Genomic DNA, 23,267 nt, shown 5'->3' on the forward strand with positions numbered 1-23,267 from the left:
CACCGATCCACCCCCATTAGGGCCGGCGACCGTACCTCACCAGGTCTTCGTGGCTCGTCGCTTACGCTCCTCGCATCTCAGACATCAGGAGTGGCAGCCCACGCTCATCGGACTATTCCGACGTGGCCGGCTTGTACGCCCCGTGGAAGGTCATCGGCACGTGATGCCGGAGCGTCGCGGTGGCGACCGGTCCCGCGCTCGGGCGTTCGGCGTTCAACACGATCAAACGGGATCGCTTGTCCGACGGCCGGTGTTCGAGGCTGAGCAACCAGCCGCGACCCTCGCCCGGGTTCTCGGGATCCTCGGCGAACAGGGGCTCGCACACGGTGTTGCCCGGCGTGGTGTAGCGATCCTGCGCTCCGGTCGTCGTGTCGACGGTCGTGATCGAATCGGGGTCGCCCCCGCGTACGGAGGCCTCCGCCAAGTACGTGTAGCGGTGTGCGGTGGTCACGAGCCGCGGATCCACCTGCGGGAACTCGCATCCGAGTTCGTTGAGCGGATCACGCACAACGGCTTCGGTGTTGCGGTTGATCCGCAACCTGGTGAGGGTTCCGCCGAATGCGGGTCCGGCCTTGTCACGGAAGTTGCACAGGTAGTTGTTCCACTGCGTCCATCCGCCGGTCGCGTCGTGGGCGACGATGTCGACGACGGTCTCGGGTCCGGCTTCGTAGGCGTTCGCCACATGGAAGTGGAACAGCGAATCCGTCTCGATGCGTGTGGCTTTCCCACCGTCACGCGGTACGAGGACGATGGTCGTGCCCAACTCCGGTTTGTACGAGAGCGCCTCACCGAACGGTCGCATACCCAGCGCGACCGGGATGGGTCGGCTGACGACCAGCGGTCCGAGCACGAAGACCAGGTGACGTTCGGTGAGCGCGAAGTCGTGCACGAAACCGAGCTTGGGGATCGGCACCGTGCCGACGTGGTGCAGGCGTTTAGACTTGTCGAGTCGGTAGCAGCGGATCATGGGCCGCGGGAAGAAGTCGAGTCCGAAGTTGAAGACGTCACCGGTGTTCGGGTCGACCTTGGGGTGTGCGGAGAACGCACCGATGCGCTTGAGCGCGCCGTCGAAGGATTCGCTGCCGTACGTCTCGAGCGTCTCTGCGTCGAGGCGGTGCGGTCGTCCGCCTTCCCACAGCGTGTAGAGCACGTCGTCGTGGACGAGAACGCTGGTGTTGGAGAGATTCTCGGGAAACTTCAGCGCGTTGGCCAGCGGCCCGCCGACGCGTTGGGTGTTGAACCCTTTCGGCGGGAGCTGAGTCTCGTTGGCACGCTTGAAGCTACGCGTGCGGACATAACGATTGCGGTAGTGGATGCGGTCGGGCGAGATGTCGAAACGGGACACCATGCCGTCGCCGTCGAAGATGTGGGTCATCGGATGTCCACCGATCTCGAAGCGACCGGGCCCGATGCGGAAGAGGACACCACGCAGCGACGAAGGGATCTGACCCTCGATGTCGTCGACCTCGTAGTCGAACTCTTCGTGCTGAGAATCCCACGGGGATTCTCCACCGGTTTCACGCGAAGGCGCCCGGGTCAGGTCTGATACAGACATGGCTAAAGCGTCTCATGCCTGAGACAAATTCCGCAAGGGTGTTTCACCCAGGGTGATCTAGGATGGCGGAATGTCGAGCGGCGAAGACCTCACGAGTGCGGCGCGCGCGGTCGCGCGTCGTGTCGGTGTCGGTGCGCTCACGCTGGCCGCGGTCGCCAAGGAGGCCGGCATCAGCCGGGCCACCATCTATCGCCGGTATGCATCCCGCGATCAGCTGATCTCGGCCATCGTCTCCTCCGAGTTGGATGCGCTCGAGTGGGTCATGTTGAGCCGCCTGCGGTTTGCCGACGACCCGCGGGACACGATCTACATGCTCGTCCGCGAGGTCCTCGACTACAACGCCGGCAACGAACTGGTGCAGGCCGCGCTCCGGTACGACGCGGCGTCGCTGACACCCTGGTTGATCCGGCGCGAGGGACATCCGACGCTGATCGACATCGTCACCGACCGTGCGCTCGCCTTCATCACCGACTCACCGATCGCGCGGTACCTGTCCCCCGGCCCCGAGGCCGCCGTCGAGTTCATGGTCAGCGCTGTGTGCGCCGAGCTCCTGTCCCCCGCCCGGTTCCTCACCCACGCCGACATCGCCAACCGCATCACCGACGCCATCTACCGGCCGCGGCCCGAGACCGCCTGAGCCCACACCGCCTACGTTGAGGTCCGCTGTCGCGCTGGTCGACGGGTCGGCTATGCGCTTGCGTGGGCGTCTACGCGCGTGCCGTCCCAAGGTAGGCCTCCTCGATCCGCTCGATGTCGGTCGACAGCACCGCGGCCGAATCTTCCAGCCCCACTTCGCCGTGGACGAGTACGACTGCGCGGTCGGCGATCTCGAGGGCCAGCCGCACGTGCTGCTCAACCAGGACGAAGGCGGTGCGGTCGGCGTCGGCGACCTGACGCAGGACAGGCAGGATCGTTTCGACGACGATGGGTGCCAGCCCCATGCTGAGCTCGTCGATCAGCAGTACCTTCGGGTTCTGCAGGAGTGCACGTGCGATGGCCAGCATCTGCTGCTCACCGCCGGAGAGGTCACCGGCCGAGACCGTCAGGCGTTTGGTCAGCGACGGGAAGTGGCCGAGCACGTTGTCGACGGCCTCAGCACGCGCCCGTCCCCGCAGACGTGTTGCCAGGTGCAGATTCTGTCGGGTGGTCAGGCGGCGGAACAGCGCCCGGTCGTCGGGCACGAGGACAAGTCCGGCACGGACCGCCGCACGCGCGTCGCCCGGACGCACCGACTGTCCGGCGACCGTGACTTCACCACCGAGACGCGGCAGCAATCCTGCCAGGGTCGTCAGCAGAGTTGTCTTCCCGGCACCGTTCGGTCCCAGCAGGGCGACGATCTCACCCGCGTCCACGGACAGCTCAAGGCCGTGAACACACGGGTTCCCTCGGCTGTATCCGGCGTCGAGGCCGTGGCATTCCAGTACCGTCACGACATCTCCTTCACTGCATCGGGTTCGGCTGCCTTCGCCGACGACGGGGTGCCCAGATAGGCCCCGACAACGGCCGGTGACGTCCGTATCTCGTCGGGTGTGCCGTCGGCGATCACCTCGCCGAGGTCGAGCACGATCACCCGGTCACACAGGCTGAGGACGAGGTCCATGTCGTGGTCGACCAGAACCATCGAGACCCCATGTGCGCGTGCAGCTCTCAGTCGATCGCCCAGCCATCGGCTCTCGGTGCTGTCGAGTCCCGCCGCCGGTTCGTCGAGAAGCGCGACCCTGGGTTGGCCGGCCAGGACCCGGGCGACGGCGACCAGCTGCCGCTGACCCTGGGACAGGTCGGCGGCCGGAACGTCTCTCAGATGGTCGATCTCGAGCATCCGCAGGACGTCGCGCACGTTGTCCGATGTGTCACCGGGTGCGCGTCGTGCCGCGATCGCCAGGTTCTCCGCGACGGACAGCTCGCCGTAGAGCTCGATGTCCTGGAAGGTGCGGCCGAGGCCGGCACGGCTGCGACGATGCGGGGCCAGTCCGTCGATCGCCGATCCCTCGAGTGCGACGGATCCCTCGGCCGGAGCGAAGCCGCTGATCGCGTCGATCAGGGTGGTCTTGCCCGCCCCGTTGGGGCCGATCAGGCCGACGATCTCCCCGGCGCGGACGTCGAAGCCGACGTCGCGGACGGCGGTGACCGCGCCGTAGCGAACGGTGACATCACGGACGGAGACGACCACCGAACCACTCGGCGGCGTCGGTGCGTCGGCGACGGGTGTCGTGGACGACTCCGCAGGTTGCTCGGCCGGCGGTGCGCTGCGCCGGCCCGGGAACGGCAACGTGTGCAGGTAACCGACCAGGCCGTCGGGACTGGTGACGACGGTGAGCACCAGCAGGATACCGCTGACGAGCATGTAGTAGTCGCCGAAGGACGCGTATTTGTCGACGGCGAAGTACATCACGCCACCGGGTGCGATCACGCCGGCCAGGATCGCACCGGAGATGGAGGTGACGCCGGCGACGTAGGTGACCGCGAAGAGGCCGATGCCGGCGAACACGGCGTATGTCCCGGCGGTGGCGAGGGTTTGCTGATAGGCCAGCAGCGCGCCGCCGAGGCCGGCGAGGAAGGAGGCGATCGCGAAGGCGATGAGTTTGGTGACGCCGACGTTGATTCCAGCTGCGGCCGCCGACCGTTCGTTGGCCCGGACCGCCAGCATCGACGCGCCCAACCCACTACGACGCAGCGCCGCGACACCGTAGGCGACGACCGTCAGGACGACGAGGCACAGGATGCCGAAAGCGAGACGCGGATAGCCCTCGCCCGCCCCGATGCCGAGATCGATGCCGAAGATCGACGGTGCATCCACCGGTGCGCCTTGCAGACCGCCGTTCAGCGACGGGTTGCGGAACCAGAATGCCTCGCAGAAGACCGCGAGCGCGAGAGTCGCCACCATCAACGGCAGGCCCCGCACGCGGAGGGCAGGCAGACCGACGATGACGCCGATGACGGTCGCGGCGCAGGCGGCGAGAAGAGGTGCGATCGGGAAGGGCAGGTTCAGGTCCTCGGTCAGCCTGCTCAGCGCATACGCTCCCACGCCCGCCAGGGTCAATTGGGCCAGCGACACCTGCCCGGCGTAGCCCGTGACCACGACCTGGGAGAGCGCAATGATCCCGTAGATCATCGTGGCGATCACCGCGAGGCGGAGAGAGCCGGACGTGGTGAGCAGGGCGATGACGGCGACGACGACGCCGGTGATCCCGGGGACCAGCAGATGTTGGGGACGAGGTGAGCGGCCGAGGTCCTGGCGGATGACCGCGCCGCGTCCGGGCAGCGGTTGCCCGCGAACGAGGAGGAATCCGATGATCAGGATCAGCGGAACCGCCTCGGCCACACCGGCGTCGGGCATCCAGTCCCACGTCGTCTGCAGTTTGGTGGCCTCGGATTGGAGCATGCCGATGACGAGTCCGGCGCCGACCGTCACCGAGATCGCGGTGAAGTTGCCGACCAACGCCGCGGCCAGTGCCGGCACGATGAACATCGTGTAGGCGACCGGGTTGAGGGGCACGATCGGCGCGATGAGTACGCCGCCCAGGCCTGCGGTCGCCGAGGACAATGCCCAGTTGGCGATGGCGATACGGTCCGGGGAGAGACCGGTGACGAGTGCACCCTTCTCGGATTCGGCGGCCGCCTCTGTAGCGACGCCGAATCGGGTGTAGCGCAACACGAGTCCGGCGCAGATGGCGAGCCCGACGATGACGACGGCGAGTAGTAGCCGGTCGGTGGGTACCGTGCTGGAGCCGATCTTGAAGGTCTCGACCTTGAAGATGGGGCCGACGCTGGGGGTGTCCTCCCCCACGCGCAGGGCGATGAGCGCCTGGATGACCAGCATCAGCCCGATGGCCGCGACCGCCTTGGCCAGCGCCGGTGCCGTCCGCATGGGCCGGAAGACGAGCAGGTAGAGGATGACGCCGAGGATCGCCGCGATCACGACGGAAATCAGCAGGGCGACAGCGACTCCCACATCCGATCCGAGTGAGATGGTCGTCGGGAATCCGGGTATGGGGTTGAGGAGTTCACCTTGACGCAGGAAAGCGTAGGTGTAGGCGGCATACAGGGCCACGGCACCGGTGGCGAAGTTCACCACGCCGGAGCTCTTAAAGGTCATCACCAGGGCGAGGCCGAGTGCGGCGAAGACGGCCCCGTTGCCGAGGCCGAGAACCAGGAACGCGAGATGGTCAGTCATGGAACTCCTCGATCGGGGCCACGCCGGAACGTGGCCCCGATCTGGTCGGAATCAGTTGTTGGTGACGACGGTGTTCTCGAGCTTGGCGTCCGAGGTCACGTCGCTGACCAGGATCGCCTTGCTGCACAGGGACGTCAGCGGCGGGAAGGCCTTGCCATCGCAGGTGAACGTGATACCCGGCGCGGCGGGCAGCGGGACATCCTTGGCCTCCGACAGAGCCTTCTTGAAGGCCTGAGCGTCGACGGCGCCCTCCAGGCCCTTCAGCTCACCGAGCGCAGCGACGACCTGGTAGCCGATGTAGGCCAGACCGGCGGGATCGGTGTCGGGGGCGTACTGCGCCATGACACTGCGGTACAGGGTGACGCTCGGGTCGTCGGAGCTGAGGTTGACGGTGGTGAACGCCTTGGACCCGGACACGGCCTCGTTGCCGACGGCGTCGAGGACCGGCTTGTCGAGGCAGCTGGCGATCAGGTACTTCTTGGCGTCCGGTGCGACGGTCTGCAGGGTTTTGAGCACCGAGATGCACTGGCGGGTGTCGCCGAGGACGGTCACCGCGTCGGGATTGTCGGCGAGGCCGGCGGTGATCTGCGGGGTCAGGTCGGCGGCGCCCACCGGGATGGTGACGACGTTCAGCTCGACGTTGGCCTGCTTGAACATCGGTTCGCCGAGGGCCTTGACCGATGCTGCTGCGTCGCCGGAGTCGCCGATGATGAGGGTGACCTTCTTGAGGCCGTCCTTGGCGGCGGTGGCGGCCTGGCCGGCGAGCACCGCGACGATGCCGCCGGAGAGCATGAACGATCCGGGGGTGGCCATCTCGGCCTGCGAGACCGGGGCCTGCGCGACGAAGGGGATGCCCGCGCCGGCGATGATCGGCAGCATGACCGCGCCCTGCGCACCCAGCGGCGACACGACGGCCGAGACCTTCTCCTCGACCATCTGGTTGGCGCACTTGGTCGCCGAAGCGGGTTCTTCCTGCTGCTTGCACACGACGAGGTCGATCTTGTGGCCGCCGATGCCGCCGCCGTTGTTGTTGAGGTAGTCGACGGCCGCTTCGCTGCCCTCACGCACCATCGGCGTCGTCACCGCGCCACCCTCGGGCACGATCAGCCCGAGCTTGATCGGGTCGCCGGTCGCGGCGTTGCTGGGCAGCGAGCTGGTCTCCCCGGCGCTCGAACTGTCGGAACTGTCGTCGGCGCAGGCCGTGAGGGCGCCGAGAGTCAGGACGCTCGCGCAGCCGAGGACGGCGGTCGTACGTGCGACGCGTTTGAGTGCAACTGGTGATTTCAACTGCGATCCCTTCGATAGGAGATGCCAGGAACGAGGTGCCCGGCGTCGAGGCGACTGTAACCCCGACAGATGTCGGTTATGCGTAGTTCTCTGAATCTGAGTGGTACCTCTATTCGGTTGCAGCGCAACCGAATCAGAGGAGCGACGTGCTAGAGCAGCGTCGAGCCGCGGCGGCACCTTCCGCCGTGCTCCGACGCGACGTCCCTCGATGACCCACCCCGCTGGGCCGCCTCACCCGCACGGCGCTCACCACCTCTCGGGTCGTGCGACGAACACCTCGCAGGTAGCGTGTTGTATGTCACATTGGACTTAGAGGCAAAAGTTAGACGACCATCCAGAAATTGGTGGGCGAATGCAAGAATTGGTCCTCACGAGCGGCATACTGCAACTCGACCCAGCGACGGACGGAGGCCCTCTATGACCGACGCCGCGCCTGTCAGCCGTCGAGAGAAGAACAAGCAGCAGACCCGTGACCGGCTGGTGACCGCGGCACGCGAGTTGTTGGGCATCCGCGGAGCCGACGCCACGATCGAGGAAATCGCCGAACGCGCCGAGGTGTCCCGGGCGACCTTCTTCAACTATTTCCCCAGCAAGGACGACCTTGTCGGCGCGCTGTACGCCGAACTGATGAGTGTGTTCGGGCGGGTGGTCGATGCGATGTTGCGCCGGCCGGTCAGCACCCATGACCGGGTGGTGGGCGTGTTCATCGACTTCGCGCAGTCCTCGGTGGCCGATCCCGATTACATGCGCGTCGTCACCGGTGAGATCGAGCGTCTGGCGACGGCGTCGGAGGGTCTGGGGGAACGCAGCCACCTGTTCACCGCGCAGGTGCAACGGCTGCTCGAGCCGGGCTTGGAGCAGGGCGATCTGCGGACGGATCACCCCGTGGAGTTCCTCGCCCAGATGGTGGCGGCGATCTACTTGTCGACCATGCGCTACTGGCGGATCGACCCGGATCTCGACATCACCGAGACATTCGAGCGCGCCGGACGATATGCGGCCGAATCGATCGTTCCTCGGTAAGTCTCAGCTGTGTTCCGGCCGCGGGACGTCGGCCTCCCACCGCGCACGACGCTCGTCGTCGGACTGCTCCCACCACGGTGTTCCGCGCTCCCCTAGCGCGACCTTCGCGGCCTGAACGCCGGCGCGTGACTCGGGTGCGCCCTTCGTACGTTTCACGTCGCGGCGCCACGCCATCAGGATCGACTGCAGTTCGGACCGACGGTCGTCGGGAATGAGCGGATCCGTCGCACGCCACTTACGACCGTTGATCACGACGTGATGGCCGTCGGGGGTGTGTTCGGGATCGGTCATGGGTTCCACGGTGCCACGATCTGCACCTTTTCGTTCCGAGCCGTTGTTTCGACGCCTAGACAGCTATACCCTATAGCTGTGGCTACAGGATATAGCTCCACGCGGCAGTCGGAGCGTCGGCAGACGACGATCGACGAGGCGATCCGTCATGCTCGCGACATCATCGCCGAGCAAGGAGCCGGCGCGGTCTCCATCTCGGAGATCGCCCGGCGGATGCAGATGCGGCCGCCGTCGCTCTACAAGTACTTCCCGTCGTTGAATGCCCTGTACGACAGGCTGTTCGAGGTCGGAAACCTCGAACTCAGCACGTTCGTCGACGCTGCACGCGCGGACCGTGAACCCGGGTTGGACCGATTGCTCGAACAGTCACGGGCGATCATCCGGTGGTCGGTGACGGAGCCCGGGCTGGCGGCCCTGCTGTTCTGGCGTCCGGTGCCCGGCTTCGAGCCGAGCGAGGCGGCGTTTGCTCCGGCGCGGGCGATCGTGGACCAGGCTCGGAAGGATCTGGCGACTGCAGTCGCGGGCGGTGAACTCGGCCCCGGCGCCGACTCGGAGGATGCCCTGCGACTCCTCACCTCGGTCGTCTCGGGGATCGGTTCGCAGCAGATGTCCAACGAACCGGGCGCGACCTACGAATCCGGAGCTTACACAAGACTACTCGACGACGCCCTGCAGATGTGGGTGCGCCACTATTCGCCCTGAGCAAGCCTCGGGGCACGGAAGGAAGGAACCATCATGCGTCAGGATCTGACCAGCGACTCGGTGTCGCGCCACATCGACGCGAGCCCCGAAGAGCTGTACGACATCGTCTCCGACGTCACGCGAACGCCCGAATTATCCTCGGAGATAGCGGATGTGAAGTGGTTGGACGGCGCCACCGGTCCCGCCGTCGGCGCGCGGTTCCGAGCGCGGAACTCGGCCGGGCGTGGACCGGACTGGTTCAACAAACCCGTCATCACCGTCGCCGACCGAGGACGCGAGTTCACCTTCGAGCGCACCGAGTGGATCGGCGGGACCCTGCGCTGGAGCTATCGATTCGATCCCGATGCCACCGGCACTATGGTCACCGAGTCCTACGAGGTGACCAAGCCGTTGAGCTCGTTCGGCTGGTTCCTCATCGGCACGCTCTACGGACTCAAGGACCGGAAAACCGATCTGCGGCACGGCATGACGGAGACACTCGAGCGGCTCGCGGCGATGGTCCGGCAGCCGGCGTGACGCTAGTCCGACTCGTGGAAGGTTCCGGCGTGCACCGTGGCGTCGGGGCCGAGAGGGCGTCGCAGTGACCACCGTTCGGTGAGCTTGCTGGCCGACATCTTCCATTCGCCGCCCTCGACGACGTACTCGTCGTCGTACTCCCCTGTCATCACGGTTTCGGTGCGGTCGATCAGGTTCACCTGACGGAACTTCAGGGTCCACCGGCCGGCGGCTGTGGTCTCCGAAGTCAGCGTGATGTCGGGGTGGAGACCGTGGTGCATGTCGAAGATGGCGTACTCCCCGCCCACCTTGTGCCGAGCCACCTGCTCGAAGATCTTCGCCATCGGCTCGACGTCGTCGAAGACGCCGAGCCGACCGTAATCGATGCGCGCACCCTGAGCGATGAAACAGCTGCGGAAACCGTTGACGTCCTTCGCATCACAAGCACGCCAGTAGCGGTGCTTGAGCTGCTTGATGGCCTCGATGTGCGCTAGTTCATCGAGACGACGAGTGGCGTCGGCGTCCATGCGTTCACCTTAGAGGCTCAGCGTTCGGGCTACGGCGAGCATCCGCAACAACATCGGCGGTAGCAACGGGAGTCGGGCACCAGGTCCGGGGTCTGCCCCCGGCGGAACCGGGCCCAGGGAGATACGACGCGATTGGGCCCGAGCTGAGCACAGTAGAGTCCGGGCATGCCCAGTACAGCGGTTGTCACCGGCGCCGGTCGCGGTATCGGCCTTGCTTTCGCCCGTCGTCTCGCGCAGGAGGGACACTTGGTGATTCTCACCGACGTCGACGGCGAGGCGGCCCAACGCGCCGCGGCCGAGATCGGCGGTGGCGCAGTCGGCCTGCAGCAGGACGTGCGGGACATCTCGTCGCATCGTCGGATAGCGGAGGAAGCCGCCGCCCTCGGGCGTTTGAGCGTGTGGGTGAACAATGCCGGTGTGCTCTACGCGGGAGCGGCGTGGGAGCACTCCGACGACGAGATCGCGACCATCCTCGACGTGAATGTGCGTGGTGTCATGGCGGGATCGGCCGCCGCGGTCGCCCAGATGCGCCACACCGGCGGTGGAGTCATCCTCAACGTCGCGTCCCTCTCGGCGCTCGCGCCCGTGCCGGGGTTGGCGCTGTACGCCGCCACCAAAGCGGCGGTGTTGTCCTACACGACGTCACTCGAAGGCGATGTGCGGCACGCAGGCCTGCCCATCCGGGTTCGCGCGCTGTGCCCGGACGTTGTGAACACGCAGATGGTGACCTCGCACGCGAACGACCCGGGCGCCGCGATGCTCTTCGCCGGCCCCCGACCACTCGACGAGGCGGCGGTCGTCCAGGCCGGCATGGAACTCATGAACAGCCGTCAGATCTTCCGGGTACTGCCGCGGTGGCGAGGGGTGATCAGTCGGGCCGGAGATCTCGCGCCCAGCGTCGGCCTCGGACTCATCGGTGCGATGCAGAAACTCGGTAGGCGTCGCCAAGCTCGCATGTGACGCTCGTGCGCTTGGCGCACGAAGACGTGGCGCCCACGGCACCGGCCAATGTACTGATGGCGGGGCGCCGACTGTTCGGGATCGGTGTCCCACGTTTGACGGACCCGCTGGCCCTCACGTGTCCTGTGACAGACAGCGCCACGTGTCTGCTGTGCGACGAACCAGGTGTGACCGGACCCACGCTGAGCTCGTAATTCAGCCATTGTGAGTGAGCCCGGCCACGATCGGGCCGTTTTCTAAGGATTCGCTCAGGTCTGCGTGGTTAGCCTCGCTGTGTCCGTTCCGAGACCTAATCGTTACCGAAACAGAAATGCTGTGCCCTTGAATTTCCTGAACGCTCATCGCTCACCCCAGACCCGCACCCGGAAGGCAGTGCGAGCGGTCGCACTCGCGGCCTTCGCAGGCACCGCCGGCCTGACGATCGGCACCGCGGCGCAGGCATCGGCCCAGCCCGCGCCGCCCGCCCCGCACATCGCGCTGCCGGAAAATGTGAAGATGCCGGCCGGCCTGGTCCTGCCGCCCGAGGTCGACAAGTTCGCTCGTGACATCCTGCCGCCGTCGGTGTTCACCCCCGGCGCCCCCGGCATGCGGAAGGCCGTCAAGCCGGTCAGCGGCACCGTGACTTCCGGGTTCGGCCCGCGTTGGGGTACCAACCACAACGGAGTCGATATCGCCAACAAGATCGGCACCCCCATCTATGCCGTCACCGACGGCGTCGTCCTCGAGTCCGGACCGGCCTCGGGCTTCGGCCAGTGGGTCCGCGTCAAGCAGGACGACGGCACCACCGGTGTCTTCGGCCACGTCGACCAGAGCTTCGTCCGTCCCGGGCAGCATGTGACCGCCGGTCAGAAGATCGCCACCGTCGGTAACCGCGGCCAGTCCACCGGCCCCCACCTGCACTACGAGGTCTGGGATGCCAACGGCAAGAAGATCAACCCCCAGGTGTGGCTGAACCAGCGCGGCGTCCACCCGTGACTGACGCTTCTTCCTGAGTCCTAACGTCGGAGCCGGCGTGTACAGCGAATCGCGTACACGCCGGCTCCGACTGCTAGGACGACCATCCCGGCGAGCACCGAGGTGAGCGGCAACGTGAACGCCACCACCACGCACCCGATGACACCCACCACGGGGATCGCACGCGCCGGACGGTTCTCCTCACGGGTCAGGGTCAGCGCCGACGCATTGGCGACGGCGTAGTACAGCAGCACACCGAACGACGAGAAGCCGATGGCCGCACGGACATCCGAGGTCGCTGCGACCACCGCCACCACCGCCCCGACCATCAACTCGGCGCGATGCGGGACCTGTGTCCGTGCATGGACGGCGGCCAGCGCCCGTGGCAGATGCCCATCGCGGGACATCGCGAGCACGGTCCTCGAGACTCCGAGGATGAGCGCGAGCAGGGAACCGATCGCTGCGACCGCAGCACCGACGCGGACGACCGGGACCAGCCAGTCGCCGCCCGCCGATTGCGCGACCGCAGTCAATGGTGCTGCGGCGTCGCCGAGTTCGTCGGATCCGAGAACGCTGAGGGCCGCGGTCGCGACCAGCGCGTAGACCACGAGAGTCAGACCTAGGGAGATGCCAATCGCACGGGGAATGGTGCGGGCGGGGTCGCGGACCTCCTCTCCCAGCGTCGCGATCCGCGCGTACCCCGCGAAGGCGAAGAACAGCAGACCCGCCGCCTGCAGGACGCCGAGAACACTCGCGTCCGAGCTCAGCGTCAAACGGTCGGGACTGGCAACGTCGGACGTGAACGCGGACACCGCGACCGCGGCCAGCACCGCCAGGACGAACGCGACGATGATCCGAGTCAGCCACGCCGCTTTCTGCACTCCCGCGTAGTTCACCGCGGTCAATGCGACCACGGCGGCAACCGCGACGGTGTGGGCGTGATCCGGCCACACGTACACCCCGACCGTCAGCGCCATTGCCGCGCACGACGCGGTCTTGCCGATGACGAACGCCCACCCGGCGAGGTAGCCCCAGAACTCGCCGAGGCGCTCCCGGCCGTACACGTAGGTGCCGCCCGACACCGGATAGAGGGCCGCCAGCCGCGCGGAAGATGTTGCGTTGCAATAGGCGACGACACCGGCGATCGCGAGGCCGACGAGGAGCCACGACCCGGCAGCCGCAGCCGCCGGCGCGAGGGCGACAAAGATTCCGGCGCCGAGCATCGCACCGAGCCCGACCAGCACCGCGTCGTGGAGACCGAGTGCGCGACGCAGCGGGGCCGGGGAGTCCGTCATCGAGTTCCTTCGTTCGGTGGTCGCACGACGCTGCGGATCCAGGGGCGTCGTCCGGTGATGTCCGCGTGGCGCTACTGAGTGTCGGGCCTGGGGCTCGGTAACCGCCACCCGAAGGTCGCGGTCGGTGGCGCATCTTTCGCGTACAGCCGTGCGGGGCGTCCGCCGCCGATGCGCGTTGCGGGTTTGCCCTCGGCGTCGAGAAGCGGTGCGAGCAGTGGCTGCGCGCGCCGGTTGAACGAGTCCCGCATCAGCCGTCGCCCGAGGATTGCTTCATGCAGTTCCCGCAGCTCCGACAGCGTGTACGGAGGTCGCAGAAGGTTGTCCGGGTCGGGCTGGTCTTCGTAGCGTTCGCGGAGTTTGTCGGTGGCCGCTGCAATGATCTCGGCGTGGTCGTAAAGGACCCGCTCCCCTGATGCCAGCTGACCGGTTGGTGTAACGGGTGCGAGTTCGCCCGTGACGTCGGACAATTCGACGGCCGGCAGGGCCACCGCATGCGCGACCGAGATCGTCCACCCGCGAGGATCCCGGTCAGGATCACTGAAGACCGCCAGCAGATGCGGATGGACGTGATCGGGCGAGAGCCCCAGTTTCAGTTCGAGCACCTCGCGCACCGTCTCCTCGACAGTGTGTCGCTCGCGGACGAACCGCCCCGGCAACGCGGCTCTCCCCTGCTCGTCGCGCTGGATCACCACATTCAGCGTGCCGTCGGAAACGGTGAGAACCGCGATGTCGACGGCCACGTTCGGCCGTGGGTAGTCGCTGAGCGGCGTCGAACGAGTGGTCACAGCAAAAGGCTATGCGAATGTCTGCGCAAAGGCCTATTCTCAGATTCGCGCAAAGTCGCCGTCTCGATCGGATGCCGAGACGGAGGAAGGAATGATGATGAAACTCTCCGCCGCTTTGGACGTCGAGATGGTGGCCCACGAGACCGCCGATGAAGTGACCGTTCTACTGGAACTGCAGGCTCCAGCGGGACCCGAGACCACACGCACCCCCACTGCCGTGCAGGTGGTGCTCGATAGGAGCGGGTCGATGTCCGGCAGCCCGCTCGAGGGTGCGAAGAAGGCGCTGGCCGGCGTTGTCGCGCAGTTGGATCCGTCGGATGCGTTCGGCGTGGTGACCTTCGACGACGACGCGCAGGTGGTCGTGCCGGCCGCTCCCCTGTCGGACAAGCAGCGCGCGGTGGACGCGATCGGGTCGATCACAGCCGGTGGCTGCACGGATCTGTCGTCGGGCTACCTGCTCGGGCTGCGGGAACTACGGCGTAGCGCCCTGACGGCCGGAATCAAGGGCGGAACGGTACTGATCATCAGCGACGGCCACGTGAACCGCGGCATCGTCGACGTCGACAAGTTCGAGAGTGTTACGTCGAAGGCTGCAGGCGACGGCATCGTCACGTCCACGCTCGGATACGGGCGTGGCTACGACGAGACGCTGCTGTCGGCGATGGCGCGTGCGGGCAACGGCAACCACGTCTTCGCCGACAACCCGGACGCGGCGGGTGCGGCGATCGCCGGCGAGGTCGAAGGTCTGTTGTCGAAGTCGGCGCAGGTGGTGACGCTGACCGTGCGGTTTGTCCCGCAGGTGCAGGAGTTGTCGTTGTACAACGACCTGCCGGCTCACCAGACCGCCGACGGCGAGGTGATGGTCGAGCTCGGCGACTTCTACGCACTCGAAGAGCGGAAGCTTTTGCTGCGGATGAAGGTCGACGGCCTCGCCGCACTGGGTCTGGCGCAGATCGCGACGCTCGAGTTGCGGTACGTCGAGACCTCGACGCTCACCGAACACACGGTGTCGCTACCGATTTCGGTGAATGTGGTGCCGGGCGACGAGGCTTCGGGTCGTGTGCCGGACCCGAAGGTGGAGTCCGAGCGCCTGTACCAAGAGGGGCAGGCGGCGAAGCTCGAAGCGTCGAAGGCGTACGAGTCCGGCGACCTGGGTGCGGCTGAGGCACTTCTGGAGGAGTCGGCGTCTCAGCTTCGACGGGCGTCGGCGCTCGCTTCGCCCGAGGAGTTCATGGCGATCGAGGAGGAGCTGCGGAGCATCGAGGTGCTGGGTGCCCAGGCGAGGGTCGAGGGTGCGGGATACGCGTCGAAGATGTCGCGGGACTCGTACCACCTCGCGAACCGGAAGCGCGGGCGTCGGCGGTAGTAGTGGGTCCTCGATTGGTGGGCCACCGGGCTCGACTCGAGGGCCCACACCCACGCCCTGCTGGTGTTCCCCGGGCAGTGCAGTCGCAGCGAGTCCGAGGAGTTGCTCGACGAGGTTGGCTTCGGTGGGGATCTCCGTGTTCGGCGTCCACAGCGATCGGGATTAGATGGCGGAATCGGCGGACCACGCTAGTCTGTTCGGCGAGGGTGGGGCGCCGTCGGGGCGCGCGAGCGTGAGGGGGACTTGTGACGACACCGTTCTCAGACGACTCGTTGTTGCCTAAGCCTGCTCCGGCGATGCCGGTAAGTCCGCATGGGGACGAGTATTTGCTGCGCTCGGAGCGGGCACTGTGGGAGCGGCGAGCGGCAGTTGCCGGCGACGCCGCTGTGGAGTTAGCGAAAGCGAAACGTCTTCTAGCAGGCGCAGGTCGGACAAACAAGCTGGGAGAATGCACAGAAGGTCGGGATGTAACTAGGGCTGTTCGATCTGTGATCGAGTCACTCTCGGCACAGCTGACCGACCAAACGCTGCAAGCGAAGGCACTGAGTGAACAATGCCGCTCTGCCGCCTCGGAGTTCGAAGACACTGACGCTCGAGGTGCCGTCAATCTTGAACCGTAAGAGTAGGAAGATCACTTCAGCGGTTGTACCTGTGGGCACCATTCTGGTTGGAATTGGGTTGTCCGCCTGCGGCATTACAGGCTCGCCTGTCCCAACAGCTTCACCTGTTCCCGACTCGTCAACGGCAACCGGAATTCGACAAACGGACGATGCTGGGCGACGGCTTCCGTTCGACACCGAGTTTCCAGATCGCTGGAGTAGCAATAACGACGGGACTTCCTACGAGCCTTGCACCCAGGTGTCCGAAGAAGTTGTTCGACGCTTCGGACTTAATGTGGAGTCGGTAAGCGACGTCGCCGGGTCGAACTTTCAAACAGCCCGCGGCTGCCAGTGGAGCTACTTGAATAACGAGCTGTCATTCATGTCGCAGTTCGTTGGGAATCTAGACCAGCCGCAGGGCGGTCTTTCTGCACACAAGGAGGACTACTCCTCCACGACGTGGCACCCCGATATCGAGATCGAAGGTCGTCGAGTAAGCATCGGATCCACAGCTCCGTCAGACTGCGCGGCGTACGTTCAGTCCGGAAAGTCTGTGGTGATAACAAACGTCGTCCTGATCGAGCAAGACCCGCCAACTTTGGACGCCGTGTGCGCATCCGCGGCCGACTTTCTCCGCGCGACCATCGACGAAATACCAGAGTAGGCGAGACGACCTCCGTCTAATGCTCCGGTACAGGAATGCAAGCGGCGACCATGGCTCGGTCGTGGATACGGTCCAGAGCCCCCGGGTGCAAAGTCCGTGTATTACAGCGGTTTTGAACGGTTTCGGGGTGGAGTCTGTCAATGGCCCGCGTCACCGATGTCGACAGACCTGCGGCTCCTCGTCACGTAGGTAAGCGACTCGCCTTCCTACCGATCCGTCGAACTGACGTAAACCAACTTCACCAACTCCGCCCGGTTGCGGACTCGAGTAGCCAAGAACACCCGGCTGACGTACTTCTTCACGGTGTCGACCCCCAGGTTGAGTATCGACGCAATCTCCTCATTGGTATGCCCATCGGCGACGAGCTCAGCCAGCTCAATCTGCCGCGGCGACAGACACTCCCGCCACGACGGGAGCGGCTCCCCGGGAAGCAATTTCGCCAGGTTCGACAGCTGCCGGGACAGCAGCCCCATGGCATGCAACCGCAGACGGTCCGGTTGCCTACCCTCTGAGTCGAACAACCCGACCAGCCCGTGGCAATCGTTCGCGAGGTCGAGGTGCATCACGGATGCACTGTGTAACTGCTTGCGATACAGGAAGTCTTGTAGATAACTGACGGAGTCGCTGGCGAGTCCGCCGAGCTTGTCCGCCGAGATCGCCGGGTTCTTCGACAACGCCGCCCGCGACTGCGCGGACGCGAAGACGTCCTTCGGATACCACCGTGCTTGATACTCGTCGATCACCGGCATGATCCGCCCCGTGACCACGGGGTTGGGATCCGAAAACGCGGTGACAAAGGTCGGGCCGGTGAAGAACGTCGTGTTCAGACAGTTGTAGTGCTCGTGCAGCGCACCCATCAAGACGTTCTTGAACGCCTCGAGAGTTTCTGCCTGCGAGCATGCATCCAAGATGGCGAAGACCCGCTCGTACTCATCGACGGGTAGCACGACCGACTGACTGGCCAATCCCGTGCTCCTTCCTCCGGACGCGATCCCTGAACTGTACCGGTTCAATTGTGATGTGGAGCACATGCAACGCCATGCAACGGGCGCTGCGGCAGCAGGCCCAGAGCAAACCGTCCACTTTCGTGCACTGTGGCGTCAGTCACACTCTTTCTAGTCTTTCGTCGTGGCCGACAGACCGCCGGCCGACAGATCGACAGGAGACTCGCATGAGCAGGCTTCGCTTCGGATACTTCATGGCGCCGTTCCACGCACCCGGCCGCAACCCCACCGCCGCCCTGGAGCGTGACCTCGACCTGGTCGAACACCTCGACCACCTCGGTTACGACGAAGCCTGGTTCGGCGAGCATCACTCCGCCGGCAGCGAGATCATCGCCTCGCCGGAGATCATGATCGCCGCCGCCTCACAGCGGGCGAAGCGCATCCGCTTCGGCACCGGCGTCACCTCGCTCTCCTATCACAACCCCCTGTGGGCCGCCGACCGCATCATGCAGCTCGACCACCTCACCCGCGGCCGCACCATCTTCGGCGTCGGACCCGGTTCCCTACCGACCGACTCCGCGATGATCGGCCTCAACCCCACCGACACCCGGGAACTCCTGCAGCAGAACCTCGACATCGTCGTACGCCTCCTGCGCGGCGAGACAGTCTCCGCCAAGACCCGCACCCATGAGCTCTACGACGCCAAGCTGCAGCTCGCGCCGTACTCGGCGGACGGGATCGACGTGGTCGTCGCGGCAGTGGCGTCGCCAACCGGGCCGCGACTCGCCGGCACCCACGGACTCGGTCTACTGTCCATCGGCGCGACACTCTCCGCCGATGGATTCGACGCCCTCGGCCACCACTGGAACGTCATGGAGGAACGCGCTGCGGCCAACAACGTGACCGTCGACCGCAGCAAGTGGACCCTCGCCGGACCGTTCCACATCGCCGAGACCGAGGCCGAGGCGTACCGCCAGGTCGAGTACGGCATCGAGCAGTGGTTCGACTACTTCCAACACGTCGCCGCGTTCCCCCAGATGGCCGTCTCCGGAAGCAAACTGACGGAGATGATCGACTTCATCAACGAAGCAGGCATCGGCGTCATCGGCACCCCAGAACAGGCCCGGGCCCAGGTCCAGCGTCTGTGGGATCAGTCCCAAGGTTTCGGCTGCCTGCTGCAGATGGGCCACGATTGGGCTAACCCGCAGGACACCAAGCGTTCCGCGGAACTCTTCGCGCAGGAAGTGTTCCCGCACTTCCAGGGCCAGGCGCAGGCAACACTCGACGCCGCTGAGCACGCGCGCGCTGTGCGAGAGGGCCATGCTGCGAAGCAGCTGGAGGCCGTCGACCACATGACGCGCAAGTACGAGCAGGAACTGGCATCGAAGGGCTGAACAATGATGCCCTCCAACACAACAGCCGCCGATTCGCTTCAAACGTCATTCCGCGACGCGATGGCTCACGTGTGTTCCCCGGTCGCCGTCGTCACGGCCTTCGACGGCGACCGGCCGCACGGCACCACCGTCAGCGCGTTCATGTCATTGTCGATGGAACCGCCGATGGTGACCATCGCGCTCGACCAGAACTCGGAACTCCTCGGCGTGATCCGCGCGCACGGGAACTTCGCTGTCAACGTACTCGGCGCGCATCAGTCCGACGTCGCGCTTGCCTTCGCGCGGAAGGGCCACGACAAGTTCGACGGCATCGGGTGGGCGACCACTCAGACGCTCCCCGCTCTCAATGGCGCGGTGATCTGGATGAGTTGCGCCGCCGAACGTTTCGTCGCCGGCGGCGATCACACGATCATCGTCGGCGCCGTGCGGCACGTCATTCGTGAGGAGTCGCCACCGCTGACCTACCACGGTCGCATCTTCGGCACCCACTCCCCGATCCTCGACGCCACCTGACACCTGGAGGTCTTTCGTCGTGTACGTAACCGTCCAGCCCGGGCGGGTCGAAGTGCTCGAGGCCACGGACTACCGCCGGTTTCAGGTCGAAGCCGCTGCAAGCCTCACCGCCGCAGACATCGCGAAGCAGCTCAAGGACTCCCGCCTCGGTGAGATCGAGGGCGACCATGCGTGGATTCACATCGGCGCTCTCACCGTACTGTTGGCTGCGTCCGAGGGATTCGACGGCCGGCAGTTCGAGGCGATGGTCGCCTATGCGCATGAACGTGGATGGGTGTCGGACGACGGAGGATCGTTGCGGGCACACCTCGTGCGTGCGGGTACCGCATAGCGCTTCACCCACCGGGCAGGTTCCCGCCTGCTATCCACCCACATTCCTCGGCGAATGCGGCTGCGCCACTGACACAGTCGCGTACTTCCGGCGAACCCGATTGCGCATCCATCCAATTGAGAAACCACGATGCGGTCGCGGTGGGCGCCAACGGGAGCCACCGGAAGTCGTCACCGACGTCTGCGGCCACCGACTCCAGGCACACGAACAGACTCTCGCCGTCGGTGACCATGTCGCTGCCGGCGACAATGCCGAACACCGCCGACGTCGTCCATCTGGGGTGTCGGCCCTGACTCGTTGCCCACTGTGCGATCCACCGGTTCCACTGGCTGAGCTGATCGTCGATGGACACCACCGGTAAACGTTCGAGGTCGCCTCCGGTCACCGAATTCTGCTGTGCCAAAGGGTGTCTCACGTCCATCAGCGCGCCGACGCGTTCGGCACGCAGCGGCGTGCTTCGCGCCCCCGCCGCGTGGATGGGTGCCCCGATGGTCAACGACAGTTGCGCTCCCCTGGCGTCGTCGCCGGTCAGCGACCGGGGCAGCGTCGTGAGGTGTATGGACAATGCGGGGTCGGCGGAGCGTAACGCGGCCATCAGCCTGCGTGGGGTTTCGAGCGCGGGCTCGCTGATGTGCACGGTGACGGCACGACGAGGTGTGGCCGTTCGCGCGATGGCCGCACCGACGCGGTCGATGATGTCGAGAGCGTCGACCGCGAGGTTGTGTCCGGCCTGCGTCGGTTCGACCCGGCGACTCGTCCTGTCGAACAGACGCACTCCGAGGCGTCGTTCCAGACGGAGGATGGCCTGACTCAGGGCCGGCTGCGCCATGTGCAGCTGCTGCGCCGCGCGGGTGAAGTTCCGTTCGCGATGCACGGCGACGACGTACTCGAGCTCGCGCAACGACACATCTAGCATCCTGTGATGCTAGATCGATAGGCAACGGGTGTTGGTCGTTTTCGCGCTCGGCGTCGACGATGAGTCCATGCCTCAACATGTCGTCGACGCCCACCTTCACCTGTGGGACCTGAACCATCCCTGGTACCCGGGTTTGCAAGCTTTCGCCGAGGATGTCGGCAAGCCCGACCTCTACTCCGACTTCGGCCTCGACGACTACGCGGCGGCAGCCGGTGGGTTCCCGGTCGAGCAGTACGTGCACGTCTCGGCGGTGACCGCGCCGCGTGCGTACCTCGACGAGTTGCGGTGGGTGTCGAAGGTGGCCGCCGACCGCGGAGTGGACATGCGCTTCGTCGGATCCGTCGACCCGACGCTGAGCGCACACGACATCTGCGCCGACCTCGACGCCCAGGCCGCGATCACGCCGGAGTTCCGAGGAGTCCGCGTGCTCTACGGCTTCGAACCGGACTCGCGGGCGGCGCGCACCGTGCTGCGCTGGCTCGACGACCACGACCTGGTCTTCGACCTCACCGCCCACCCGGAGACCATGGACGGCTGGTTGCGGACGCTCGCGAACTTCCCCGATGTCACCGTCGTTCTCGAGCACACCGGATGGCCCACCGCGACGGACGTCGACGCCCGGGCCGCGTGGCGTCGCGCCATCGCCGCGTGCGCCGACTCGACCTCTGCCTCGTGCAAGATCTCCGGGCTCGGCATGTCCACCGGCGACCTGTCGGCGGAGACTCTGCGCCCGTGGGTGGAACCGGCAATCGAAACGTTCGGGTGGGACCGGGTGATCTTCGGCAGCAATATTCCGATCGAGCACATCGGCGGCCGCTACGCCGACCTCATCGAGTCACTCACCACGATCATCGGTGACGAGCCCGCGGACGAACAGAACCGGTTCTATCGCCGAAACGCACTCGGCGTGTACGGCTTCGAGGAGGAACGATGACCGACCTGACCGGGGAGGTCGCTTGGGTCACGGGCGCCGCACGCGGCCAGGGCCGCGCCCACGCTCGCGCGTTGGCGGCAGCGGGAGCCCACGTCATCGTCAGTGACATCGCCCGGCAGGTGCCGACGGTCCCCTATCCGATGGCTACCGAAGAGGAGCTTGCTACGACGGTCGCTGAGATCGTCGCCGACGGCGGCCGGGCCACGGCAGCGCGGTTGGACGTGCGTGACGCTGCGGCAGTCAACGAACTCGTCGACGCGATCATGGCCGAGCACGGCCGGCTCGATATCCTCGTCGCCAACGCCGGCGTCTGCGCCTTCACGCCGGTCGAGGAGATCGGTGACGACCAGTGGGCCGACATCGTCGATACCAACCTGACCGGGACGTTCCACTGCGTGCGCGCCGCGGTCGGAGCGATGAAGGCAAACGGTCGCGGCCGGATCGTCGGAGTGTCGTCGGGCGCGGGACGCGGTGGCATGCGCGATCTTTCGCACTACGCCGCCACCAAGTGGGGCATCATCGGCTTCATCAAGTCGGTCGCCCTGGAGGTCGGCGCATACGGCATCACCGCCAACGTGGTGTGCCCGACGTCGGTGAATACTCCGATGGTCATGAACCCGACCACCTTGAGGCGGTTCCGGCCAGACCTCGACGACCCCAAGCCCGACGACGCGCGGTCGGTGTTCGCCGGTCTCGGCCCGCTGGGTGTGCCGTGGCTCGAACCCGCCGACGTCACCCGCGCGGTCCTGTACTTCGTCGACGATCCTGGCCTCACTACTGGGACCGTGCTGGAGGTCAATCTGGGGACAACGGCCACGCGCGGGTGACCGGCCGGAGCGGCGCACCCACGTAGGTGCGTCGCTGCCTCTGGGACAATGGGCGGCATGGTCGAACAGAGCATCTGGATGCAACAGGTCGCAGCGAATCCCGATCACTCCACCTGGTACGTCGAGCGCTTTCGTGCGATGGCGGCGAAGGGCGACGACCTGGTCGGTGAGGCTCGACTGATCGACGCGATGGCAGCGCGCAGATCCCGCATCCTCGACGCAGGGTGCGGTCCGGGACGTGTCGGTGGATATCTGGCCGAGGTCGGGCACGACGTGGTCGGCGTTGACGTCGACCCGGTGCTCATCGCGGCAGCGGAAGAAGACCATCCCGGGCCCCGATGGTTGGTCGGCGATCTGGCCGAGCTGGATCTGCCGGCGCACGGCATCGAGGAACCGTTCGACATCATCGTCTCGGCCGGCAACGTGATGGCGTTTCTCGCGCCGAGTACGCGCGTGACCGTCCTTGAGCGACTGCGTGCTCACCTTCGCGAGGACGGACGTGCGGTGATCGGGTTTGGTGCCGGTCGGGACTACCCGTTCGACGAGTTCCTCGACGACGCGGCGTCGGCGGGCTTCACTGACGACGTACTGCTATCGGCGTGGGATGTTCGGCCGTTCACGGCGGAGTCGGAGTTTCTTGTCGCGGTGCTTCGTCCCGCGTAAGTGCTGCTAGGACGTCGGCAAGATGTGCCCCTGATCGCAGCTAGGCCGACCGTGGCTGGGTAAGCCGG

Annotated in this window: 24 protein-coding genes; 14 read left to right on the forward strand and 10 right to left on the reverse strand. The window is 66.1% G+C overall.

All coding sequences use genetic code 11. The features are described from left to right. Positions 1–112: 112 nt before the first annotated feature. Positions 113–1,555, reverse strand: a complete 1,443-nt coding sequence (locus tag OK17_RS13720; protein ID WP_461417764.1) for a carotenoid oxygenase family protein — start codon at positions 1,553–1,555, stop codon at positions 113–115. Between the two features lie 70 nt (positions 1,556–1,625). On the opposite strand from OK17_RS13720, the gene OK17_RS13725 reads away from it, so the two are divergent. After that, positions 1,626–2,192 carry a TetR/AcrR family transcriptional regulator gene (locus OK17_RS13725; protein ID WP_461417765.1) on the forward strand — a complete coding sequence of 189 codons (567 nt, stop codon included), beginning with the start codon at positions 1,626–1,628 and terminating at the stop codon, positions 2,190–2,192. Positions 2,193–2,262: 70 nt separating this feature from the next. Here OK17_RS13725 and OK17_RS13730 read toward each other — a convergent pair whose 3' ends face one another. The 3 genes from OK17_RS13730 to OK17_RS13740 are packed head-to-tail and all read right to left on the reverse strand — an operon-like array spanning position 2,263 to position 7,016. Next, positions 2,263–2,985, reverse strand: a complete 723-nt coding sequence (locus OK17_RS13730; protein WP_461417766.1) for an ABC transporter ATP-binding protein — start codon at positions 2,983–2,985, stop codon at positions 2,263–2,265. Continuing rightward, positions 2,982–5,729 carry an ABC transporter permease subunit gene (locus tag OK17_RS13735; RefSeq protein WP_461417767.1) on the reverse strand — a complete coding sequence of 916 codons (2,748 nt, stop codon included), beginning with the start codon at positions 5,727–5,729 and terminating at the stop codon, positions 2,982–2,984. The genes OK17_RS13730 and OK17_RS13735 overlap by 4 nt, the downstream gene beginning before the upstream one ends. Positions 5,730–5,780: 51 nt before the next feature. Then, a complete protein-coding gene (locus OK17_RS13740) occupies positions 5,781–7,016 on the reverse strand; it encodes an ABC transporter substrate-binding protein (protein WP_461417768.1) in 1,236 nt (411 codons plus the stop codon). Between the two features lie 417 nt (positions 7,017–7,433). Here OK17_RS13740 and OK17_RS13745 point away from each other — a divergent pair, with 417 nt between their 5' ends. Beyond that, positions 7,434–8,039, forward strand: coding sequence for a TetR/AcrR family transcriptional regulator (locus OK17_RS13745; protein ID WP_461417769.1), 606 nt, complete (start codon positions 7,434–7,436; stop codon positions 8,037–8,039). A gap of 3 nt (positions 8,040–8,042) precedes the next feature. Here the strand turns inward: OK17_RS13745 and OK17_RS13750 are convergent, their stop codons facing one another. Beyond that, positions 8,043–8,330, reverse strand: coding sequence for a hypothetical protein (locus OK17_RS13750; RefSeq protein ID WP_119032258.1), 288 nt, complete (start codon positions 8,328–8,330; stop codon positions 8,043–8,045). 78 nt (positions 8,331–8,408) lie between these two features. On the opposite strand from OK17_RS13750, the gene OK17_RS13755 reads away from it, so the two are divergent. Next, positions 8,409–9,032, forward strand: coding sequence for a TetR/AcrR family transcriptional regulator (locus OK17_RS13755; RefSeq protein ID WP_174718271.1), 624 nt, complete (start codon positions 8,409–8,411; stop codon positions 9,030–9,032). Between the two features lie 33 nt (positions 9,033–9,065). Next, entirely contained in the window at positions 9,066–9,548 is a 483-nt protein-coding gene (locus OK17_RS13760; protein WP_461417770.1) for an SRPBCC family protein, read from the forward strand. A 2-nt stretch (positions 9,549–9,550) separates the two neighbouring features. Here the strand turns inward: OK17_RS13760 and OK17_RS13765 are convergent, their stop codons facing one another. Beyond that, positions 9,551–10,054, reverse strand: a complete 504-nt coding sequence (locus tag OK17_RS13765) for a nuclear transport factor 2 family protein (protein ID WP_461417771.1) — start codon at positions 10,052–10,054, stop codon at positions 9,551–9,553. A gap of 165 nt (positions 10,055–10,219) precedes the next feature. Between OK17_RS13765 and OK17_RS13770 the strand changes: the two genes are divergently transcribed. Together OK17_RS13770 and OK17_RS13775 are read left to right on the forward strand one after the other, a co-directional pair. Next, the gene (locus tag OK17_RS13770; RefSeq protein WP_461417772.1) at positions 10,220–11,014 is read left to right on the forward strand and encodes an SDR family NAD(P)-dependent oxidoreductase; all 795 of its coding nucleotides are present in this window, start codon (positions 10,220–10,222) and stop codon (positions 11,012–11,014) included. Between the two features lie 321 nt (positions 11,015–11,335). Then, a complete protein-coding gene (locus OK17_RS13775; protein ID WP_005195087.1) occupies positions 11,336–11,989 on the forward strand; it encodes a M23 family metallopeptidase in 654 nt (217 codons plus the stop codon). 20 nt (positions 11,990–12,009) lie between these two features. On the opposite strand, the gene OK17_RS13780 is transcribed toward OK17_RS13775, so the two are convergent. Continuing rightward, on the reverse strand, positions 12,010–13,263 hold the full coding sequence (locus tag OK17_RS13780) for an APC family permease (RefSeq protein ID WP_461417773.1): 1,254 nt from the start codon (positions 13,261–13,263) through the stop codon (positions 12,010–12,012). Positions 13,264–13,334: 71 nt separating this feature from the next. Continuing rightward, entirely contained in the window at positions 13,335–14,048 is a 714-nt protein-coding gene (locus OK17_RS13785; RefSeq protein WP_461417774.1) for an NUDIX hydrolase, read from the reverse strand. A gap of 97 nt (positions 14,049–14,145) precedes the next feature. Between OK17_RS13785 and OK17_RS13790 the strand changes: the two genes are divergently transcribed. Both OK17_RS13790 and OK17_RS13795 read left to right on the forward strand, forming a co-directional pair. Further along, complete coding sequence (locus tag OK17_RS13790; RefSeq protein WP_461417784.1) at positions 14,146–15,414, forward strand: vWA domain-containing protein; 1,269 nt, start codon at positions 14,146–14,148, stop codon at positions 15,412–15,414. A 651-nt stretch (positions 15,415–16,065) separates the two neighbouring features. Continuing rightward, complete coding sequence (locus tag OK17_RS13795; protein WP_461417775.1) at positions 16,066–16,677, forward strand: DUF3558 family protein; 612 nt, start codon at positions 16,066–16,068, stop codon at positions 16,675–16,677. A 206-nt stretch (positions 16,678–16,883) separates the two neighbouring features. Here OK17_RS13795 and OK17_RS13800 read toward each other — a convergent pair whose 3' ends face one another. Next, positions 16,884–17,642: a helix-turn-helix transcriptional regulator gene (locus tag OK17_RS13800; protein WP_127963089.1), complete on the reverse strand. Its 759-nt coding sequence runs from the start codon at positions 17,640–17,642 to the stop codon at positions 16,884–16,886. Positions 17,643–17,848: 206 nt separating this feature from the next. Here OK17_RS13800 and OK17_RS13805 point away from each other — a divergent pair, with 206 nt between their 5' ends. The 3 genes from OK17_RS13805 to OK17_RS13815 are packed head-to-tail and all read left to right on the forward strand — an operon-like array spanning position 17,849 to position 19,859. Next, on the forward strand, positions 17,849–19,015 hold the full coding sequence (locus tag OK17_RS13805; protein ID WP_461417776.1) for an LLM class flavin-dependent oxidoreductase: 1,167 nt from the start codon (positions 17,849–17,851) through the stop codon (positions 19,013–19,015). Between the two features lie 6 nt (positions 19,016–19,021). After that, on the forward strand, positions 19,022–19,528 hold the full coding sequence (locus OK17_RS13810) for a flavin reductase family protein (protein WP_182372244.1): 507 nt from the start codon (positions 19,022–19,024) through the stop codon (positions 19,526–19,528). Between the two features lie 19 nt (positions 19,529–19,547). Then, on the forward strand, positions 19,548–19,859 hold the full coding sequence (locus tag OK17_RS13815) for a hypothetical protein (protein ID WP_127963086.1): 312 nt from the start codon (positions 19,548–19,550) through the stop codon (positions 19,857–19,859). Between the two features lie 4 nt (positions 19,860–19,863). On the opposite strand, the gene OK17_RS13820 is transcribed toward OK17_RS13815, so the two are convergent. Next, the gene (locus OK17_RS13820) at positions 19,864–20,775 is read right to left on the reverse strand and encodes a LysR family transcriptional regulator (RefSeq protein WP_461417777.1); all 912 of its coding nucleotides are present in this window, start codon (positions 20,773–20,775) and stop codon (positions 19,864–19,866) included. 67 nt (positions 20,776–20,842) lie between these two features. Between OK17_RS13820 and OK17_RS13825 the strand changes: the two genes are divergently transcribed. From OK17_RS13825 to OK17_RS13835, 3 genes are read left to right on the forward strand one after another with little or no spacing between them, the layout of a single operon-like run. Beyond that, complete coding sequence (locus tag OK17_RS13825) at positions 20,843–21,709, forward strand: amidohydrolase family protein (RefSeq protein WP_461417779.1); 867 nt, start codon at positions 20,843–20,845, stop codon at positions 21,707–21,709. After that, positions 21,706–22,536 (forward strand): mycofactocin-coupled SDR family oxidoreductase, encoded by an 831-nt coding sequence (locus OK17_RS13830; protein ID WP_154881646.1) that lies wholly within the window; start codon positions 21,706–21,708, stop codon positions 22,534–22,536. The genes OK17_RS13825 and OK17_RS13830 overlap by 4 nt, the downstream gene beginning before the upstream one ends. Positions 22,537–22,593: 57 nt before the next feature. Beyond that, a complete protein-coding gene (locus tag OK17_RS13835) occupies positions 22,594–23,199 on the forward strand; it encodes a class I SAM-dependent methyltransferase (RefSeq protein ID WP_461417780.1) in 606 nt (201 codons plus the stop codon). Positions 23,200–23,267: the final 68 nt, after the last annotated feature.

The sequence above is a fragment of the Gordonia sp. GN26 genome (assembly GCF_054823965.1).